Source organism: Pseudomonas sp. S2_F07, from assembly GCF_054668325.1.
This window is the reverse complement of the sequence record NZ_CP162758.1, coordinates 3714817-3734850: the sequence shown is the minus strand read 5'-3', so window position 1 is coordinate 3734850 and position 20034 is coordinate 3714817. Positions and strand designations below refer to the sequence as shown.

The following is a 20034-nucleotide window of genomic DNA, read 5'->3' as shown; positions in this document are numbered from 1 at the left end:
GTCGGGGGTAGCCTTACTCAATGTTCTGCACTTGTTCGCGCATCTGCTCGATCAACACCTTGAGGTTGACCGCAGCCTGGGTGCTGCGCGGGTCGAAGGCTTTGGAGCCCAGTGTATTGGCTTCGCGGTTGAGTTCCTGCATCAGGAAGTCCAGGCGCCGACCGGCGGCACCGCCGGATTTGAGCACCCGGCGAACTTCGATGATGTGAGTGCTCAGGCGATCCAGTTCTTCGGCGACGTCGCTTTTTTGCGCGAGCATGACCATTTCCTGCTCCAGGCGCTGCGGATCCATCTCGGCCTTCATGTCGGCGAAGCGGTCGAGGACTTTCTGGCGCTGGGTGGCGAGCATTTGCGGGACCAGTTCGCGCAAGGTCACCACGTCTTCCTCGATGGAGCTCAGGCGCTCGTTGATCAGCCGCGCCAGCTCCGCGCCTTCGCGTTCGCGGCCGGCTTTCAGTTCCTTGAGGCCCTGGTTGAACAGCGCCAACGCTTCGGCGTTCAAGGCTTGCGGGTCGGTGGCGTCGCCTACCAGGACGCCGGGCCAGGCCAGGACTTCCAGCGGGTTCAGCGCTGCCGGGTTCTTGATCAGGCTGGCGATGGTCTCGGCGGCGGCGACCAGTTGCGCGGCGCGCTCCTGATCGATTTGCAGCGACTTGCCGGTATTTTCTTCGGTGAAGCGCAGGGTGCATTCGAGCTTGCCCCGCGATACTCCCTGGCGCAGGGCTTCACGAACAGCGCCCTCGAGGTCGCGAAAGGATTCCGGCAGGCGCAGGTGGGGTTCCAGGTAGCGGCTGTTGACCGAGCGCAGTTCCCAGCTCAGGGTGCCCTGAACGCCGGCTTTCTCGACGCGGGCGAAGGCGGTCATGCTGTGCACCATGGAGGTACCTCGCAGGCAGATCGGCACAGAACCGAGGTTCCGGGAATCCGATATCAATGAATTAAAGCCGACTGGCAGCAAAGGCGCAGGATTGTAGCGCAGTGGCGCGGATGCGCCCAAACACACAGTGTGACAAAGAGCGGCAGGCCTGCACCGACGCGCGGTGCAGAGCCCTCGGTCGTCGGCGGAATTTTTTAGAAGTGCCCAGTGGCGGCCGTCGGCTCTATAATGCTCCGCAGTTTTCCGTCCCCAGTACAGGTACTCCCTATGATACGTCCAAGTGGTCGCGCTGCCGATCAGCTCCGCTCGATCCGCATCACCCGCAACTACACCAAACACGCCGAGGGTTCTGTGCTGGTCGAGTTCGGCGATACCAAGGTCATTTGTACCGTCAGCGTTGAACCGGGCGTACCGCGTTTCCTGAAGGGCCAGGGCCAGGGCTGGCTGACCGCCGAGTACGGCATGCTGCCGCGCGCTACCGGCGAGCGTAACCAGCGTGAAGCCAGCCGTGGCAAGCAAGGCGGCCGCACCCTGGAAATCCAGCGTCTGATCGGCCGCTCCCTGCGCGCTGCGCTGGACATGTCCAAGCTCGGTGACGTCACCCTGTACGTCGACTGTGACGTGATCCAGGCTGATGGCGGCACCCGCACCGCGTCGATCACCGGTTCCATGGTTGCGCTGATCGATGCCTTGAAAGTGATCAAGAAGCGTGGCGGCCTGAAGGGCGGTGACCCGATCAAGCAGATGATCGCTGCGGTTTCCGTGGGCATGTACAAGGGTGAGCCTGTGCTTGACCTCGATTATCTGGAAGACTCGGCCGCCGAGACCGACCTGAACGTGGTGATGACCAGTGCTGGCGGTTTCATCGAAGTCCAGGGCACTGCCGAAGGCGCGCCGTTCCAGCCTGAAGAGCTGAACGCGATGCTTGAGTTGGCGAAGAAAGGCATGAACGAGATCTTCGAATTGCAAAAGGCCGCACTGGCCGACTGACTGGAATGCCCCAGACAAGGAGGACACCATGAGTGACGAGCAACTGCCGCTGCCTACGCCGAGCCAAGAGGTGCGTCAGTGGGCCATGTTTTGCCACTTGTCCGCCTTGCTGGGGATCTGGATTCCGTTCGGCACGATCATAGGCCCGCTGATTCTCTGGCAGATGAAGCGCGAGATGGACCCGTTCATCGACGCTCAGGGCAAGGAAGCTCTGAACTTTCAGTTAACCGTGGCGATCGCCTCGGCTATCTGCTTCCTGCTGATGCTGGTGATTATCGGGTTCTTCCTGTTTGGCCTGATCGCGATCGGTGCGCTGGTGCTGACGATCATTGCCGGGGTGAAGGCCAATGAGGGGCAGCCTTATCGCTACCCGTTCACATGGCGGTTGATCAAGTAAGCCCAGGACGCTGATGCTGCTTTAAGCGCAGTTCAATACAAATGCCCCGACATGTTGGGGCATTTGTTTTTTTGCAATCAGATTAATCTCTAATGTTGCGAAATTGTTCGATCGCTATTCAATCGACGTCCACTAGTGTAAGTAATATTTCTTACACGTTTAGTCACAAACTGTAAGCCTCAGTACGGCTTGCAGGCTTGGCAATGGGACTTGGCGGTTGATAAGGTTGCTCCAAGTAATATTCATCAAGAAATATTTCGATATATTCGGACCATTGACGGCTTCTGAATCCAATACCAATCAGTGTTGAGATCCTCAACCTGTTCAAAAGGCGTGCCCAGGTAAAAAGTTCGCCACTGAATATATAAACAAGAATACCCAGAATGCTTCATCTTGATTTTTACGGAACACTTGTCGCTGCCTCTTTAGTGCTTTTGCTGGGGCGCGCGCTTGTCTCTCGTGTCGGTTTTTTACGCACTTATAATATCCCTGAACCTGTAGCCGGCGGCCTGGTGGTTGCCTTGGCTCTTCTCGCCTTGAGAACCCTCGATATTGAAGTTCGCTTTGATACTTCGCTCCAAACGCCCTTGATGCTGGCGTTTTTTGCCACCATCGGTTTGAGTGCAGACTTCGCCAGCCTGAAGAAGGGCGGGCGCGTCGTGGGGATCTTTCTGCTGGCGGTTGTCGGACTTCTGGTGATCCAGAATGCGATGGGCATCGGGCTTGCCACGGCGTTGGGACTCGACCCCTTGATGGGCTTGCTGACAGGCTCGATCACCTTGGCAGGCGGCCACGGTACAGGTGCTGCATGGGGGGCGACGTTCAGCGAGAAGTTCGGTCTGGCCTCTGCCTCTGAACTGGCCATGGCCTCAGCAACGTTTGGCCTGGTGCTGGGCGGCTTGATTGGTGGGCCTGTTGCCCGCCTGCTCATCAGTCGTGTCCAGACACCCGGCTGCGAGCAGGAAAAGCCACGGCTGCCCAAGGGCTTTGAACAACCGAACAAAGAACGCTCGATCACGTCGTTTTCGCTAGTCGAGACACTGGCTTTGATTGCTGTCAGCCTGCTGGCGGGCTCACTCCTGAATGGGTGGCTTCAGGGAACCGCATTTGAGTTGCCGACGTTTGTTTGCGTGTTGTTCGTGGGCGTGCTTTTACGCAACGGGCTTTCGGCGCTTGGCGTGTATCAGGTGTTTGAGCGAGAAGTTTCCGTGCTGGGGAATGTCAGCTTGTCGCTGTTTTTGGCAATCGCTCTGATGTCGCTCAAGTTGTGGGATCTGGCTGCACTGGCGTTGCCGATCTTTATCATCCTGGCTGCGCAAACGTTGGTCATGGCTCTGTTTGCGATTGTTGTGACATTCAGGATGATGGGCAGTAACTACGACGCGGCTGTATTGGCGGCAGGGCATTGCGGTTTTGGACTGGGTGCCACGCCAACGGCCATCGCCAATATGCAAGCGGTGACACAGCGCTATGGGCCTTCTCAGATAGCGTTCCTGGTGGTGCCAATGGTGGGCGCTTTCTTCATCGACATCATTAATGTCATCGTGATCAAGTTGTACCTTGCACTGCCGTTTTTCGCCGCGGTTTGAGGTTCAGGTCGCTGGGAGCCTCTGAATAGAGCGCATAAAAATGCCCGTATCTTGCGATACGGGCATTTTTTCGACCGTCTATCAGACTGCTCAGTGAAAAATCACTTAGATCGTCAGCGTCCAGTCGTAGTCCACGATCAGCGGCGCGTGTTGTGAGAACCGCGGCTGGCGTGGCAGGCGTGCGCTGCGTACAAAGCGGCGCAGGCCCGGCGTCAGCAGCTGGTAGTCGAAGCGCCAACCGAGGTTGAGCATCTCCGCCTGTTCGTTGTCCGGCCACCAGCTGTACTGGTCGCCTTCACGGCTGACTTCACGCAGGGCGTCGACATAACCCATGTTGCCGACAATCTCGTCCATCCAGGCACGTTCAGGTGCCAGGAAGCCCGGAGATTGCTGGCTGTCACGCCAGTTCTTGATATCCAGCTTCTGTTGCGCCACGTACAGCGAGCCACAATAAATGTACTCGCGGCGTTTGCGTCGCTGTTTATCCAGATAACGGGCGAAGTCGTCCATTAGCTTGAACTTCTGGTTCAAGTCTTCATCGCCGTTCTGCCCCGAAGGGAGCAGCAAGGTCGCGATGCTGACCTTGTCGAAATCGGCTTGCAGGTAGCGCCCGTAGCGGTCGGCCGTCTCGAAACCGAGACCGCTGATGACAGCCTTCGGTTGCAGCCGCGAATACAAAGCCACGCCACCTTGGGCGGGAACTTCGGCATCGCAGGCATAAAGGAAGTATCCATCCAGTTGGAAGGCTGGATCGTCCAGTTCAAAGGCGGAGGCGCGGGTGTCCTGCAGGCAGATGACGTCGGCATTCTGTGCCTGCAGCCAACTGAGCAAACCACGCTCGACTGCAGCCTGAATACCATTGACGTTCACACTGATGATCCGCATAAATGGCCCCAAAAATCGCGTGCGTGTATGATACACGGCGTCAAGCTAATTAGCTAAATCCGTGGTATTTGGGGTTTTTCATGCAAGCGTATCAGCGCGATTTCATCCGTTTTGCCATCGATCGCGGCGTTTTGCGCTTCGGTGAGTTCACCCTGAAGTCCGGGCGCACCAGTCCTTACTTCTTCAATGCGGGCCTGTTCAACTCGGGTTCGGCCCTGGCGCAGTTGGGACGTTTCTACGCTGCTGCCATTGCCGAGAGCGGCATTCCCTTCGACGTGCTGTTTGGCCCGGCCTACAAGGGCATCCCGTTGGCGGCGACCACCGCCGTGGCCCTGGCCGAGCATCACAACCGTGACCTGCCATGGTGCTTCAACCGCAAGGAAGCCAAGGCCCACGGCGAAGGCGGCAGCCTGGTTGGCGCGCCGCTGACCGGCGATGTTCTGATCATCGACGACGTGATCACCGCTGGCACCGCGATCCGTGAAGTGATGCAGATCATTGCCTCCCAGGACGGCGCCAAGGCCGCTGGCGTGCTGATCGCCCTGAACCGTCAGGAGCGTGGTAATGGCGAGTTGTCGGCGATCCAGGAAGTCGAGCGTGACTTCGGCATCCCGGTCATCAGCATCGTCTCGCTGAACCAGGTGCTGGAATTCCTGGCGGACGACCCGCAACTCAAGCAGCACTTGCCAGCCGTGGAAGCGTACCGCGCCCAGTTCGGCGTCTGACACGGCGACCTGTAGGAGCTGCCGAAGGCTGCGATCCTTTGATCTTGTTTTAAAATAGCCAAAGTCAAAAGATCGCAGCCTTCGGCAGCTCCTACTGGGATGTACAAAATCCCGCAGGGATCGCAGGCAAAAAAAGACCCCGCTCAGCCAGGCCGAGCGGGGTCTTTTTTGTATGCGCTATCGCTTAAGGACGCTTGCGATTGCTGATCAAGGTGCCAACGCCGGTATCGGTGAAGATTTCCAGCAGGATCGCGTTCGGCACGCGACCGTCGATGATCAGCGAGCTGCCCACACCGCCCTGGACCGCTTCCAGTGCGCAACGGATCTTCGGCAGCATGCCGCCGTAGATAGTGCCGTCGGCGATCAGGTCGTCGACTTGCTGGGTTGTCAGGCCGGTCAGGACCGTGCCCGACTTGTCCATCAGGCCGGCGATGTTGGTCAGCAGCATCAGCTTCTCGGCTTTCAGCGCTTCGGCGACTTTACCGGCCACCAGGTCAGCGTTGATGTTGTACGACTCGCCGTTGGCACCGACGCCGATGGGCGCGATCACCGGGATGAAATCGCCCTTGACCAGCAGGTTCAGCAGATCGGTGTTGATGCCGACCACTTCGCCCACGTGGCCGATGTCGATGATCTCCGGGGTGGTCATTTCCGGGGTCTGACGGGTAACGGTGAGCTTCTTCGCGCGAATCAGCTCGGCGTCTTTACCGGTCAGGCCGATGGCGCTGCCGCCATGACGGTTGATCAGGTTGACGATGTCTTTGTTGACCTGGCCGCCGAGGACCATTTCCACCACGTCCATGGTCGCGGCGTCGGTGACGCGCATGCCGTCGACGAAATGGCTCTCGATCGACAGGCGCTTGAGCAGGTCACCGATTTGCGGGCCGCCACCGTGAACCACCACCGGGTTGATGCCCACGGCCTTCATCAGCACGATGTCGCGGGCGAAGCCGGTTTTCAGCTCCTCGCTTTCCATCGCGTTGCCGCCGTATTTGATCACCAGTGTCTTGCCGACATAACGGCGGATGTAAGGCAACGCTTCGGACAGGACCTTGGCGGTGTTGGCGGCGGCTTCGCGTTCGAGGGTCATTCAGGGCTCCGGGTGAATCAGAACGGTAGTTGGAGATCAGGTGCAACACGCTTCAGCTGGACTTTGAATACGTCCTTGATGCGCTGCAATTCAGCCTCGTCATCGGCCTCGAAACGCAGCACCAGCACCGGAGTGGTGTTGGAGGCGCGTACCAGGCCCCAGCCTTTGGCATAGTCGACTCGCACGCCGTCAATGGTGGTCAGGTCAGCGCCTTCGCCCCACTGCGCATCGTGCAATGCATCAATGATGCTGAATTTGCTCTCTTCGGTCACATGGATATTGATTTCCGGCGTAGAAATATCGTTCGGGAAGGTCGCGAACAGCTCTTCGGCCGATGATTTTTCCTTGCTGAGGATCTCCAGCAGCCGCGCGGCGCTGTAGATGCCGTCGTCGAAACCGAACCAGCGCTCCTTGAAGAAGATGTGCCCGCTCATTTCGCCAGCCAGCAGGGCGCCGGATTGTTTCATTTTCTTTTTGATCAACGAGTGACCGGTCTTCCACATTAACGACCGGCCGCCGTATTCCTTGATCAGCGGAATCAGGCGACGGGTGCATTTCACGTCGAAGATGATTTCGGCGCCCGGATTGCGCGCAACGACGTCGCGGGCGAACAGCATCAGCAGGCGGTCCGGGTAGACGATGCTGCCGGTGTTGGTCACCACGCCGACGCGGTCGCCATCGCCGTCGAAGGCCAGGCCGATGTCAGCGTTGGTTTCCTTGACCTTGGCGATCAGGTCCACGAGGTTTTCAGGCTTGCCCGGGTCCGGATGGTGGTTCGGGAAGTTGCCGTCCACTTCGCAGAACAGCGGGATGACTTCGCAGTTCAGCGCTTCGATCAGTTGCGGGGCGATCACGCCGGCCGCGCCGTTACCGCAGTCGACGACCACTTTCAGGCGCCGGGCCAGCTTGATGTCCTGGACGATTTCGGTGGTGTAGCGGTCGAGGATCTCGACCTGGGTGATGCTGCCCTGGCCGCTGCTCAGGTTGTTGGTCTTGAGGCGGTCGTGCAGGGCCTGGATCTGTTCGTTGGCCAGGGTGTCGCCAGCGATGACGATCTTGAAGCCGTTGTAGTTCGACGGATTGTGGCTGCCGGTGAGCATCACGCCGGATTTTCCGGCCAGTACGTTGGCGGCGTAGTAGAGCGCCGGAGTCGGGACCAGGCCGACATCACTGACGTGGCAGCCGCTGTCGGCGATGCCTTTGATCAGTTGTGCGACCAGCTCCGGGCCGGACAGACGGCCATCGCGACCGACGGACACGTTTGGCTCGCCCTGGGCCAGGCTTTGGGAGCCGACGGCGCGGCCGATCCAGTAAGCGGTTTCGGCGTTCAGGAATTCCGGGACTGTGCCGCGGATGTCGTAGGCGCGGAAGATGCTGTCAGGGAACTTGGGTGCGACTTTGGCCGGGGTGTTCATCTGTGGAAATGCTCCATCTCGAAAGTGGCTGGACAGGCCGCCAATTCATTCGGCGGCAGGTTCAAACTGAAGGGTATGACGGCGTTTTCCACAGAGAGTTCGTGGTATGAAAGGGCCATGACGCCCCGACGGCAGGGGGTTGACCGGGCAATGCCTTGATTTTCGGAGCTAAACCTTGCAGATGGCAATTTGAATTTTGTGGCGAGGGAGCCAGATCCCCCACCACAGAAGAGCGCGTCCGGATCAGCGGGTACCGGTATGGCCGAAACCGCCAGTGCCGCGCTCGGTTTCAACGAACTCTTCAACCATCTCGAAGTGAGCCTGCACCACCGGCACCAGCACCAGTTGCGCCAGGCGCTCGCCGACCGGCATGGTGAATTCGGTCTGGCCACGGTTCCAGCAAGAGACCATCAATGGGCCCTGGTAGTCGGAGTCGATCAGGCCGACCAGGTTGCCCAGTACGATGCCGTGCTTATGGCCCATCCCCGAGCGCGGCAGAATCAGCGCCGCCAGGTTCGGGTCACCGATATAAACCGACAGGCCGGTGGGAATCAGCACGGTTTCACCCGGCTTGATCACGGTGTCCTGTTCCAGCATGGCGCGCAGGTCGAGGCCGGCGGAGCCCGGTGTGGCGTATTGCGGCAGCGGGAATTCGGTACCGATGCGGGGGTCGAGGATCTTGGCTTGCAAAGCGTGCATGTAAATTAAACCTGGTTCAGACGTTCGGCGATAAAGGTGACCAGCTGGCGAGCAATCTTGCTCTTGCTGGTCTGGGCGAAAAGTGTGGCGTGAAGCTCGCGGTCGATGACGCTGCAGGCGTTTTCTTCGCTGTTGAAGCCAATGCTTGGGTTGGCGACGTCGTTGGCGACGATCAGATCGAGGTTCTTGTCTTTCAACTTGCGTGCAGCGTAATCGAGCAGGTGTTCGGTCTCGGCGGCGAAACCGACGCTGAACGGGCGGTCGGGGCGGGTGGCGATGGTGGCCAGGATGTCCGGGTTACGCACCATCTGTAGCAACAAGCCGTCGCCGTTCGTAGGATCTTTCTTGAGTTTCTGCGGGGCAACAACCTCCGGACGGTAATCCGCGACCGCTGCCGAGGCGATGAACAGGTCGCAAGGGATCGCCGCTTCACACGCTGCCAGCATGTCGCGGGCGCTGACCACGTCGATGCGGGTGACACGATCCGGAGTCGGCAGGTTCACGGGGCCAGTGATCAGTGTTACGCGGGCACCGGCCTCCACAGCGGCTTCGGCCAGGGCAAAGCCCATTTTTCCGGAGCTGTGGTTGGTGATGTAGCGCACCGGGTCGATGTTTTCCTGGGTCGGGCCGGCGGTAATCAGCACGTGTTTGCCGGTCAGTGCCTGACGCTGGAAGCAGTCGGCGGCGCACTGGGCCAGTTCAAGGGCTTCGAGCATGCGCCCCAGGCCGACGTCGCCGCAGGCCTGGCTGCCGGAGGCCGGGCCGAAAGCCTTGATGTCGCGGCTTTCGAGGGTTTGCAGGTTGGCCTGGGTCGCCGGATCGCGCCACATCGCCTGGTTCATTGCCGGTGCAACGGCGACCACGGCGTCGGTGGCCAGCACCAGCGTGGTCAGCAGATCGTCGGCAATGCCTTGGGCCAGGCGGGCGATCAGGTCTGCCGTGGCGGGGGCGATCAGCACCAGGTCGGCCCATTTGGCCAGTTCGATGTGGCCCATGGCCGCTTCGGCCGCCGGGTCCAGCAGGTCCAGGTGGACCGGGTGCCCGGACAGGGCCTGCATGGTCAGCGGGGTGATGAACTCTGCGCCGCCACGGGTCATGACCACGCGCACTTCGGCGCCCTGATCGATCAGGCGGCGAACCAGGTCGGCGCTCTTGTAGGCAGCGATACCGCCGCCTACGCCCAGAACAATGCGTTTCCGATACAGCCGCTGCATAGGCCTGCCTTTCAATTCGTTGGTGACATACGTGGCGAAACCCCCTCCCCAGGATGAATTCGCCCGCAAAAAAGATGGGCTACGATATCACAGCGACCGCTACGGAACAGCGGTGCCCACAGACAGGGAGGTGCTATGAGTATTCGCGATTGGCCGGCGGCGGAACGGCCGCGGGAGAAGTTGCTTGAGCAGGGTTCGGAGAGTCTTTCCGATGCCGAGTTGCTGGCTATCTTTCTACGAACCGGCGTGGCCGGAAAAAGTGCGGTGGACCTGGCGAGACATCTACTGAGTCAATTTGGCGGTCTGCGTTCGTTGTTGGAAGCCGATCTCAAAACGTTCAGTAAGCACTTGGGGCTGGGGCCGGCAAAATTCGCGCAGTTACAGGCAGTACTGGAAATGGGCCGGCGCCATCTGGCCGAACGTTTGCGTCATAGATCGGTGCTGGAAAATCCGCAGGCAGTACGTGAGTACCTCAAATCGATGCTGCGCCATGAGCCTCATGAAGTATTCGGTTGCCTGTTTCTGGATTCCAGTGCATCAGGTGCTCACGTTTGAGGTGCTGTTCCGCGGTTCTATCGACAACACCAGCGTTCACCCTCGTCAGGTCGTCAAGCGGGCCTTGGCCCACAACGCAGCAGCATTGATCCTCTGCCACAACCATCCTTCGGGCAACACCGACCCCAGTCAGTCCGACCGGGTGCTGACCAAGCGCCTGCAAAAGGCGCTGGAGTTGATTGACGTGCGGGTGCTTGACCATTTCATCATCGGCGACGGCGATCCGTTGTCGATGGCGGAGTATGGGTGGATGTAGGGGTTGTGAAGTTAGCGAAACCCATGTGGGAGCGGGCTTGCTCCGGGTGGCGTTCCGACGAAAGCGGTGTATCAGTCGGCATTGATGGCGACTGACACTCCCTCTTCGCGAGCAAGCCCGCTCCCACAGGGTTTTGTGTGTGGCGGGTTATTTGATGTTGACCTTGGAATAGTCCTGTCGGCCGAACGGGCTGACCGAATACCCCTCGACATCCTTGCGCGTCAGCGCGAACGCAGTCGGATGGGCCAGGGGCAACCACAGCGCCTGCTGCTGGATCTGCGCCTGGGCCTGTTCGTAGAGTTTGCTGCGCACACCTTGCTCGCCGGTGGTCTTGCCGGCGCTGATCAGCTTGTCCAGGTCCTGATTGCAGTAGCGGGCGAAGTTGGTGCCGGACTTGACCGCGGCGCAGGAAAACTGCGGTGTGAGGAAGTTGTCCGGGTCACCGTTGTCACCGGCCCAACCCATGAACAGCAAGTCGTGCTCACCGGCCTTGGCACGGCGGATCAGTTCGCCCCATTCGATCACACGGATTTCGGCCTGGATGCCGATTTCCGCGAGATCAGACTGAAGCAGTTGAGCGCCCAGGCTTGGGTTGGGGTTAAGCAGGCTGCCGGAAGGGCGAGTCCAGATGGTGGTCTGGAAGCCGTCCTTGAGTCCGGCCTTGGCCATCAAGGCTTTGGCCTTGGCGATGTCGTGAGGGTAACCCGGCAGGCCTTTCGCGTAGCTCCAGGTGTTGGGCGGATACGGACCGTTGGCCGCCTCGGCGGTGTCTTCGAACACGGCTTTGACATAGTTGGCCTTGTCGAAGGCAAGGTTGATGGCCTGGCGGACTTCAGGTTTGTCCAGTGGCGGATGCTGACTGTTGATGCCGACGAATGCGGTCATGAACGCGTCAGTCTTTTCGACTTTCAGCGTCGGCTCCTTCAGCGCTTCCTGTACGTCCAGAGGCTTGGGCGACAGGGCGATCTGGCATTCGTTGCGGCGCAATTTCTGCAGGCGCACGTTGGCGTCCGGGGTGATGGCGAAGATCAGCGGATCTACAGAGGGTTTGCCACCGAAGTATTCGGGGTTGGCTTTGTAGCGAACCGAAGCGTCCTTCTGGAAGCGGGTGAAAACGAACGGACCTGTGCCGATCGGCTGGCTGTTGAGCTTCTCGGGTGTGCCTGCCTTCATCAGTTTGTCGGCGTATTCGGCCGAATAGATCGAAGCGAAGCCCATGCTCAGGGTCGCCAGGAAGGTCGAATCCGGGTGGTCGAGGGTGACGCGTACGGTCTGCGGATCAAGGGCGTCGATCTTCTTGATCAATGCAGGCAACTGCATCGATTGCGCATGAGGGAATCCGCTCTGGGCGACTTTGTGCCAGGCATTGGCCGGGTCGAGCATGCGGTCGAAGCTGAAAATCACATCTTCGGCGCTCAGGTCGCGAGTCGGGGTGAAATACTCGGTGCGATGGAATTTCACCTGCGGGTGCAACTTGAAGACGTACGTCAGGCCGTCGGGGCTGACTTCCCAGCTATCGGCGAGGCTGGCGACCACTTTGCCACTAGTCGTGTCAAAGTCCACCAGGCGATTCATCAGCACATCGGCCGAGGCGTTGGTGGTGGTCAGCGAGTTGTACTGCACCACGTCGAAGCCTTCAGGGCTGGCCTCGGTGCAGACGCTCAGGGCGGCGGCAAAGGCCTGTGGGCTCAGCAGAAGCGGGGCGAGCAATAGCGGTAGGGCAGCGAGGCGCATGGTCGGCTTCCTTTACAGATCGAAGGCCCATCTGCAAGTGCAGTCTGGAAAAGGCTTACCCTAGTGGGCTCTTTTGCAAATGACTATCCCCTTTTTCATTTTGAGGGGACTATAGCGCCTGAATTTGCTGTGAGGCGGGCGAGCAAAATCCTGATTTGGCCGGTTGGCCGATTCTCTGCGACGAGCGGTCGCCATCGATGATAGCCTTTGTCCAAGGCGCTCGGAGCCCGAAAAACAGGGTTTTTGTGAATTCAACGCATACTGAATGTTGTTGCTCTCCAGTCTTTCTGGTATAAAGCAGCGCTCTTTTCTAGGGGCCCGGTTCCTTCACTGTAGGTGTAGCCGGTAAGACCTCTAAAGAAACGCGGCGCCTGGCGCCAAATGACTGAGAGATTAAGCGGCCAACCCATGCCGGGTTGGGCATGTGGTTTTAGAGGGCTGAGGCATGTCTAGAGTATGTCAAGTTACCGGTAAGGGTCCGGTAACTGGGAATAACATTTCCCACGCAAACAACAAAACCCGTCGTCGTTTCCTGCCGAACCTGCAGCATCACCGCTTCTGGGTTGAAGAAGAGAAACGTTTTGTGCGTCTGCGCGTATCTGCCAAAGGCATGCGTATCATCGACAAGCGTGGCATCACTGTCGTGCTGGCCGAACTTCGCCGCGATGGCAAGGTTTAAGGGAGCTAATCATGCGTGAATTGATTCGTTTGATTTCGAGCGCCGGTACTGGTCACTTCTACACTACCGACAAGAACAAGCGTACTACCCCGGACAAAATCGAGATCAAGAAATATGATCCGGTTGTTCGCAAGCACGTGATCTACAAAGAAGGCAAAATCAAGTAATTGATTTTTCCCTCTTACGAAAAAGGCCCGTATCGCGAGATACGGGCCTTTTTTGTTGTGCTTGAAAAAGCGGGTAGCGCTTCAATCTGATCAAGTCACAGCACTTTAGTGCTAAGCCTTCTGTTCAAACGCCACGTAGATCTTGCGGCATGGCTCCAGCACTTCCCAGGTGCCTTTGAATCCGGCGGGGATCACGAAGCGGTCGCCTGCGCGCAGGGTCTTGGCATTGCCGTCTTTGTCACGCAACACCGAAACCCCTTGCTGGATCTCGCAGTACTCGTGCTCGGTGAAGTTCACTGTCCACTGCCCGACTGCACCTTCCCACACGCCAGCGTTCAGCTGGCCACAAGGGCTGTTGTAGTGGTTGTAAACGGCTTGTTCCGGGTCGCCCTTGAGCACTTTGGCTGCGTCCGGGCGGTAGCGTTCGGCGGCGGTGGTGGCCTGGCTGAAGTCGACGACGTTCTGGATATTCATTGTTGTTATCTCCCGTGATTACGTAGAAAGGCTCAAAGTCTATGTTTATTAAAATGAACATCGCAAGGCCGTTTGCCAGCGTTTTGTCAAATATATTGAAACTTCATATGCGGCTGGTTTAGGGTGGTGGATGCCTTGGGCCGAAAAGCAGGCTGGCCGGGCAGAATTCCTGACAGCGCCCGCGAAGAACGCGGGTGTCGTATCAATAAGAGGAGGACACTCGCATGACCACCCTGACCCGTGCCGACTGGGAACAACGTGCCCGCGACCTGAAAATCGAAGGCCGCGCCTATATCAATGGCGAATACACCGACGCCGTCTCTGGCGAGACTTTCGAGTGCATCAGCCCGGTCGATGGCCGTCTGCTGGGCAAGATTGCCAGCTGTGACGCCGCCGATGCCCAGCGCGCCGTGGAAAACGCTCGCGCCACCTTCAATTCCGGTGTCTGGTCGCGCCTGGCGCCGACCAAGCGCAAATCCACCATGATCCGTTTCGCCGGCCTGCTGAAACAGCACGCCGAAGAGCTGGCCCTGCTTGAAACCCTGGACATGGGCAAGCCGATCAGCGATTCCCTGTACATCGACGTTCCTGGCGCGGCGCAAGCCCTGAGCTGGAGCGGCGAAGCCATCGACAAGATCTACGACGAAGTGGCAGCCACTCCGCACGATCAACTGGGTCTTGTGACCCGTGAACCGGTGGGTGTTGTTGGCGCCATCGTGCCGTGGAACTTCCCGCTGATGATGGCGTGCTGGAAACTCGGTCCTGCGCTGTCCACCGGTAACTCGGTAATTCTCAAACCGTCCGAAAAGTCGCCGCTGACGGCGATTCGCATCGCCGAGCTGGCTGTCGAAGCCGGCATCCCGAAAGGCGTGCTCAACGTGCTGCCGGGCTATGGCCACACCGTCGGCAAGGCCCTGGCCCTGCACAACGACGTCGACACCCTGGTGTTCACCGGTTCGACCAAGATCGCCAAGCAACTGCTGATCTACTCGGGCGAATCGAACATGAAACGCGTCTGGCTCGAAGCCGGCGGCAAGAGCCCGAACATCGTGTTCGCCGATGCGCCGAACCTGCAAGACGCTGCCGAAGCCGCAGCCGGTGCCATCGCCTTCAACCAGGGCGAGGTTTGCACCGCCGGTTCGCGCCTGCTGGTGGAGCGTTCGATCAAGGACAAATTTCTGCCGCTGGTGATCGAAGCACTGAAAACCTGGAAGCCGGGCAACCCGCTGGACCCGGCGACCAACGTCGGTGCGCTGGTGGATACCCAGCAGATGAACACTGTGCTGTCTTACATCGAGTCGGGTCACACCGACGGCGCCAAACTGGTAGCCGGTGGCAAGCGCATCCTCCAGGAAACCGGCGGCACGTATGTTGAGCCGACGATTTTCGACGGTGTGAGCAACGCGATGAAAATCGCTCAGGAAGAAATCTTCGGGCCAGTGTTGTCGGTCATCACGTTCGATAGCGCTGAAGAAGCCATCGCCATCGCCAACGACACGCCTTACGGACTGGCCGCGGCGGTGTGGACTGCCGATATTTCCAAGGCTCACCTCACCGCCCGTGCGCTGCGCGCCGGTAGCGTGTGGGTCAACCAGTACGATGGCGGCGACATGACGGCACCGTTCGGTGGATTCAAACAGTCCGGCAACGGTCGCGACAAATCGCTGCACGCGTTCGACAAGTACACCGAGCTGAAGGCGACCTGGATCAAGTTGTAAGCCTGTGAAGGAAGCCTGTTGAGAATCAGGCTTCCCAATCGACGCAAACCCCTTGTGGGAGCGGGCTTGCTCGCGAATGTGGTGTATCAGCCAACATTGATGTTGGATGTGATGGCCTTTTCGCGAGCAAGCCCGCTCCCACATTTGTTTGTATGGCCTGAAAAATAATTATCCACAGGAGCGTGGAGCATGCGTTGGGCGACTTATTTCGCCGTTTTGGCATCTGTCCTGAGTGTCGGCCTGGCCCTGGGGGTCAGCATGCCGCTGGTGTCGTTTCGCCTGGAAAGCTGGGGCTACGGCTCGTTTGCCATTGGCGTGATGGCGGCGATGCCGGCCATCGGCGTTCTGTTGGGGGCGAAAATCTCCAGCCATCTGGCGGCACGATTCGGCACGGCCAACCTGATGCGCCTGTGCCTGTGGGCCGGGGCGGTTTCGATCGGTTTGCTGGCGCTGTTGCCGAGCTATCCGGTCTGGTTGGTGCTGCGGCTGATGATCGGGGTGATCCTGACACTCGTATTCATCATCGGTGAAAGCTGGATCAATCAACTGGTGGTCGAGCAATGGCGCGGGCGGCTGGTGGCGCTGTATGGCAGCAGCTATGCATTGAGTCAGTTGGCGGGGCCGGTGTTGCTGGGCTTGCTCGGTACCGAGCATGACTATGGCTTTTGGGTGGGTGTCGGTTTGCTGATGGCTGCACCGTTCCTGTTGCTGGGCCGCAGTGGCGCGCCGAGCAGTGAAGCCAGTAGCGTGACCCTGCGTGATTTGCTTGAGTTCTGTCGTGGCCTGCCGGCGATTGCCTGGGCGGTGTCGCTGTTTGCCGCGTTCGAGGCGATGATCCTGACGCTGTTGCCGGTTTATTGCTTGCGCCAGGGCTTCACCACGGAGATCGCCCTGGCGATGGTCAGTACGGTGGTGGTCGGCGATGCGGTACTGCAATTGCCGATTGGTGCGTTGGCCGATCGCTTGTCGCGACGGGCGTTGTTCACCGGCTGTGCGGTGGTCCTGCTGATATCGAGCCTGGCCATCCCGCTGCTGATCGACACGCTGCTGATCTGGCCGTTGTGGGTGCTGTTCGGCGCCAGCGCTGGCGGGTTGTTCACCTTGTCGTTGATCCTGATCGGCGAGCGTTATCGCGATGATGCGCTGGTGCGGGCTAACGCGCACATTGCCCAGCTATGGGGGGTCGGTTGTCTGATCGGGCCGCTGCTGGCGGGTGCTGGCAGCCAGTGGATCAGCGGCCATGCGTTGCCGTTGCTGATGGCGGTAGGGGCCTTGGGCGTGTTGATTGTGGTGTCGCGGCAAGGGGCGTTTGGTACCGCTCAGCCAGCCTGATGAGCACCGGAGAGCTATGGCGGTCGAGTCTTACAGCATCTTCTCCAGCCCAACCGTATTGCTCAGCCAGGCATTGAAGCGCCGCCACCAACTCCCTGGCTCCTTGCTCAGTGTGTGCATTTTTCCGTCGTCTTCGGTGGTCCAGACGATCTGATCGTTTTCCAGTTCCACCTGATAACTCAGGGCCGGTGCCATACCCTGCAGCGCCAGTTCGCGGACCCGTGCGGCCAATTCCGGGCTGTCCACCAGCACGCCGACTTCGGTGTTCCAGAGCACCGAGCGCGGATCGAAATTGAACGAGCCGATAAAGGATTTCTGCTGGTCGAAGATCATCGCCTTGCTGTGCAGGCTGGAGTCAGAGCTGTGATAGGCGCTGCTGGAAAACAGATGTGGCCCGCTACCGCTGCCGCCTCCCTCGCCGGGCTGGCTACGCAACTCGTACAGCTTCACGCCGTGCTCCAGCAGCGCCCTGCGATAGGGCGAGTAGCCACCGTGTACGGCGGGAACGTCCGTGGCTTCCAGTGAGTTGGTCAGCAAACTCACGGAAACGCCGGCATCGGCACGCCCGGTCAGGTACACCAGTCCCGGCTGGCCGGGCACAAAGTAGGCCGAGATCATGATCAGCTCTTTGCTGACGCTGTTGAGTTCAGGTGCCAGTTGCGTGGTCAGCAGCAACTGCGGATCGGGCTCGCCCTTGGCCAGCACCTTGCTCGGCGCATCCCACAATGCCTGGTTCCAGGCCCAGATCAGTTCACTGCGCCAGATGTCCAGTCGTGGGTGGGTGGTGAAGGTCATCAGGTGTTTGTAAAGCGTGTGATTCTGTTTGCGCGTTTCCGCCAGGGACTCTTCCAGTCGGGTGCGGGTGTTTTCCAGGTCTTGGGGTGTGGGTTTGCTCGACAGGAATTCGTCGATCGGTTTGCTCAGGGCGCTGTTCCAGTACTGGTCGAAACTGTGCCCGAGTTGCTCGGCGACCGGGCCGACACCGAGCATGTCGATGTCGGTGAAATTCATGTTGGGCTTGGCATCGAAATACTCGTCCCCGAGATTGCGGCCGCCGACAATGGCCATGCAGTTGTCCGCCAGCCACAGCTTATTGTGCATGCGTCGATGCTGTTGCGACAGGTTGAACAGCCGGCCCACGGTGCGCGTCACCCCTGTACTGCGGCCCAGATTCAGCGGGTTGAACACACGGATCTGGATGTTCGGGTGTGCGGCGAGAGTCGCGATGACCCGGTCCAGGCCATCGCTGGCAGTATCGTCGAGCAGTACCCGCACCCGCACGCCCCGGTCGGCGGCCTTGAGCAACTCCTCGATCAACATGCGCGTGCTGATGCCGTCGTGCACGATGTAGTACTGCAAGTCGAGGCTGCTTTGGGCGTTACGGATCAGTTCGGCGCGGGCGGTGAAGGCCTCGGTGCTGTCCGATAACAGGCGAAAGCCCGATTGGCCCTTGTAGGGAGCGGCTTGCGCCTGGACCGAGCGACCGAATGCGGAGTCTGAGGCCGGCAACGCCTGACTCGGTACGCGCTGTACGTCGAGGTTGGCGCAACCGCTCAGGAACGCGGCGAGTAGCAGAAGAGCAAGCAGGGGCTGTCTGACTCTCACGTAGGATCGTTCCGTTTGGCGGCGCAGATAGGCATATGGACGCTGATTCCCGAAGAAAAGTCAGTCGCTGAGCTGATCGGTTTCCGCCAACAGTTTGATCGCTGTCGCACCGACCTTGCGCACCGCGTCTTCGATCTGCGGTGTTGGCTTGGCAGCGTAGTTCATGCGCAGGCAATTGCGGTACTTGCCCGAGGCGGAAAAAATGCTGCCCACGGCAATCTGTACGCCCTGGTCGTGCAATGCCCGATTCAGTTTCAGGGTGTCGAAAGCTTCCGGCAGTTCGACCCACAACATGAAGCTGCCTTGTGGGCGACTGGCGCGGGTGCCGGCCGGAAAGTAGCGGGTCACCCAATCAATCATCGCGTCGCGATTGCGTTGGTATTGCGTGCGCATCCGCCGCAAATGCGGTTCGAAGTGGCCGCCCTTGAGAAATTCGGCGATGGCGATCTGCGGTTGTGGCGCGGTGGATCCGGTGCTGATGTACTTCATGTGCAGCACCCGCTCCAGATAGCGGCCGGGCGCGACCCAGCCGATACGCAGGCCCGGCGCCAGGGTCTTGGAAAACGAGCTGCACAACAGGACGCGACCGTCCTCGTCGAAGGACTTGATCGTGCGCGGACGCGGGTAGGTGTAGGCCAGTTCACCATACACATCGTCCTCGATGATCGCCACGTCATAGCGCTGCGCAAGCGTCAACAGCGCGCGTTTGCGCGACTCGGGCATGATGTAGCCCAACGGGTTGTTGCAGTTGGGGGTCAACTGTATGACCTTGATCGGCCACTGTTCCAGGGCCAGTTCCAGCGCTTCGAGGCTGATGCCGGTCAGCGGGTCGGTGGGGATTTCCAGGGCTTTCATGCCCAGGCCCTTGAGGGTCTGCATCGCGCCGTGAAAGCTCGGCGAGTCCACTGCGACAATGTCGCCGGGTTCGCAGATCGCGCGAATGCTGGTGGACAGCGCTTCGTGGCAGCCGGTGGTGACCACCAGTTCGCTGGCGCTCAGCTGGCAGCCGGAATCGAGCATCAGGCGAGCGATCTGTTCGCGCAGTTCGAAGTTGCCGTGGATGTTGTCGTAATACAGGCCGGGCATGTCCTGCCGCCGGCTGATTCGCGCCAAGTCACGCAGCAGCGGTTTCATGGTCGGACTGTTGATATCCGGCATGCCGCGGCCCAGTTGCACCACGTCTTTGCGCGGTACGGCGCGAATCAGCTCCAGCACTTGATCCCATTGGGAAATGTCCACCGGCCGTTGGGCCGGGCGGCCGACTGCCGGCAAGTCCGGCAGTTCGCGGCTGGCCGGGACGAAGTACCCGGATTTCGGCCGTGGCATGGCCAGCCCGCTGTCTTCCAGCACCCGATAGGCCTGTTGCACTGTGCTCAGGCTGACGCCGTGCTCGACGCTCAGCGCCCGTACCGAAGGCAGCCGGTCACCGGGGCGATAGAAGCCCTGTTCGATACGTGTGCCGAGCAATTCGGCGAGGTTGACGTAAAGGGTCATGGTGCAGCCTCGATAGGGGTGACTCGGTTAACCAGTACAGATCGGGCAAAAAATCGGGATTCAGTGGCGGAATCGGCAGAACTGTATTGGGTTAATACAGTTGCTTTGAATCTGTAATGCTTTTGCGCGCACACGCATC

Annotated in this window: 17 protein-coding genes and 2 pseudogenes; 9 read left to right on the top strand and 10 right to left on the bottom strand. The window is 59.7% G+C overall.

Features of this window, described 5'->3' with window-relative positions; all coding sequences use genetic code 11:
* Window positions 1-13 precede the first annotated feature (13 nt).
* Entirely contained in the window at window positions 14-877 is an 864-nt protein-coding gene (locus tag AB4O40_RS16970) for a YicC/YloC family endoribonuclease (protein WP_056727032.1), read from the bottom strand.
* A 267-nt stretch (window positions 878-1144) separates the two neighbouring features.
* Between AB4O40_RS16970 and rph the strand changes: the two genes are divergently transcribed.
* The 3 genes from rph (at window position 1145) to gltS (ending at window position 3853) form a co-directional block, all read left to right on the top strand.
* Window positions 1145-1867: a ribonuclease PH gene (gene rph, locus AB4O40_RS16965; protein ID WP_056726850.1), complete on the top strand. Its 723-nt coding sequence runs from the start codon at window positions 1145-1147 to the stop codon at window positions 1865-1867.
* Between the two features lie 28 nt (window positions 1868-1895).
* Window positions 1896-2264: a DUF4870 domain-containing protein gene (locus AB4O40_RS16960; protein ID WP_056726851.1), complete on the top strand. Its 369-nt coding sequence runs from the start codon at window positions 1896-1898 to the stop codon at window positions 2262-2264.
* A gap of 383 nt (window positions 2265-2647) precedes the next feature.
* Entirely contained in the window at window positions 2648-3853 is a 1206-nt protein-coding gene (gene gltS / locus AB4O40_RS16955) for a sodium/glutamate symporter (protein ID WP_460053812.1), read from the top strand.
* Window positions 3854-3958: 105 nt separating this feature from the next.
* Here the strand turns inward: gltS and AB4O40_RS16950 are convergent, their stop codons facing one another.
* A complete protein-coding gene (locus tag AB4O40_RS16950; RefSeq protein WP_003176915.1) occupies window positions 3959-4738 on the bottom strand; it encodes an exodeoxyribonuclease III in 780 nt (259 codons plus the stop codon).
* An 80-nt stretch (window positions 4739-4818) separates the two neighbouring features.
* Here AB4O40_RS16950 and pyrE point away from each other — a divergent pair, with 80 nt between their 5' ends.
* A complete protein-coding gene (gene pyrE / locus AB4O40_RS16945) occupies window positions 4819-5463 on the top strand; it encodes an orotate phosphoribosyltransferase (RefSeq protein WP_011336558.1) in 645 nt (214 codons plus the stop codon).
* 184 nt (window positions 5464-5647) lie between these two features.
* Here pyrE and argB read toward each other — a convergent pair whose 3' ends face one another.
* From argB to coaBC, 4 genes and pseudogenes are all read right to left on the bottom strand, one after another.
* Window positions 5648-6553 carry an acetylglutamate kinase gene (gene argB, locus AB4O40_RS16940; protein WP_008047078.1) on the bottom strand — a complete coding sequence of 302 codons (906 nt, stop codon included), beginning with the start codon at window positions 6551-6553 and terminating at the stop codon, window positions 5648-5650.
* A gap of 17 nt (window positions 6554-6570) precedes the next feature.
* Window positions 6571-7947 (bottom strand): annotated as a pseudogene (locus AB4O40_RS16935) (phosphomannomutase/phosphoglucomutase); the annotation flags it as partial.
* Between the two features lie 264 nt (window positions 7948-8211).
* Window positions 8212-8667, bottom strand: coding sequence for a dUTP diphosphatase (gene dut / locus AB4O40_RS16930; protein WP_007975171.1), 456 nt, complete (start codon window positions 8665-8667; stop codon window positions 8212-8214).
* Window positions 8668-8672: 5 nt separating this feature from the next.
* A complete protein-coding gene (coaBC, locus tag AB4O40_RS16925) occupies window positions 8673-9881 on the bottom strand; it encodes a bifunctional phosphopantothenoylcysteine decarboxylase/phosphopantothenate--cysteine ligase CoaBC (protein ID WP_056726854.1) in 1209 nt (402 codons plus the stop codon).
* Between the two features lie 135 nt (window positions 9882-10016).
* Here coaBC and radC point away from each other — a divergent pair.
* Window positions 10017-10692 (top strand): annotated as a pseudogene (gene radC / locus AB4O40_RS16920) (RadC family protein).
* Window positions 10693-10839: 147 nt separating this feature from the next.
* On the opposite strand, the gene AB4O40_RS16915 reads toward radC, so the two are convergent.
* Window positions 10840-12426, bottom strand: coding sequence for an ABC transporter substrate-binding protein (locus AB4O40_RS16915; RefSeq protein WP_056726856.1), 1587 nt, complete (start codon window positions 12424-12426; stop codon window positions 10840-10842).
* 445 nt (window positions 12427-12871) lie between these two features.
* On the opposite strand from AB4O40_RS16915, the gene rpmB reads away from it, so the two are divergent.
* Both rpmB and rpmG read left to right on the top strand, forming a co-directional pair.
* The gene (rpmB, locus tag AB4O40_RS16910; protein WP_007975166.1) at window positions 12872-13105 is read left to right on the top strand and encodes a 50S ribosomal protein L28; all 234 of its coding nucleotides are present in this window, start codon (window positions 12872-12874) and stop codon (window positions 13103-13105) included.
* Between the two features lie 11 nt (window positions 13106-13116).
* Window positions 13117-13272 (top strand): 50S ribosomal protein L33, encoded by a 156-nt coding sequence (gene rpmG / locus AB4O40_RS16905; RefSeq protein ID WP_003177274.1) that lies wholly within the window; start codon window positions 13117-13119, stop codon window positions 13270-13272.
* Window positions 13273-13383: 111 nt separating this feature from the next.
* On the opposite strand, the gene AB4O40_RS16900 is transcribed toward rpmG, so the two are convergent.
* Entirely contained in the window at window positions 13384-13746 is a 363-nt protein-coding gene (locus AB4O40_RS16900; RefSeq protein ID WP_056726857.1) for a cupin domain-containing protein, read from the bottom strand.
* 224 nt (window positions 13747-13970) lie between these two features.
* On the opposite strand from AB4O40_RS16900, the gene AB4O40_RS16895 reads away from it, so the two are divergent.
* Complete coding sequence (locus AB4O40_RS16895; RefSeq protein ID WP_056726858.1) at window positions 13971-15464, top strand: aldehyde dehydrogenase; 1494 nt, start codon at window positions 13971-13973, stop codon at window positions 15462-15464.
* 189 nt (window positions 15465-15653) lie between these two features.
* Window positions 15654-16796, top strand: coding sequence for an MFS transporter (locus AB4O40_RS16890; RefSeq protein ID WP_056726859.1), 1143 nt, complete (start codon window positions 15654-15656; stop codon window positions 16794-16796).
* A 30-nt stretch (window positions 16797-16826) separates the two neighbouring features.
* Here the strand turns inward: AB4O40_RS16890 and AB4O40_RS16885 are convergent, their stop codons facing one another.
* Both AB4O40_RS16885 and AB4O40_RS16880 read right to left on the bottom strand, forming a co-directional pair.
* The gene (locus AB4O40_RS16885) at window positions 16827-18401 is read right to left on the bottom strand and encodes a phospholipase D family protein (protein ID WP_056726860.1); all 1575 of its coding nucleotides are present in this window, start codon (window positions 18399-18401) and stop codon (window positions 16827-16829) included.
* A gap of 60 nt (window positions 18402-18461) precedes the next feature.
* A complete protein-coding gene (locus tag AB4O40_RS16880) occupies window positions 18462-19895 on the bottom strand; it encodes an aminotransferase-like domain-containing protein (RefSeq protein ID WP_056726861.1) in 1434 nt (477 codons plus the stop codon).
* Window positions 19896-20034: the final 139 nt, after the last annotated feature.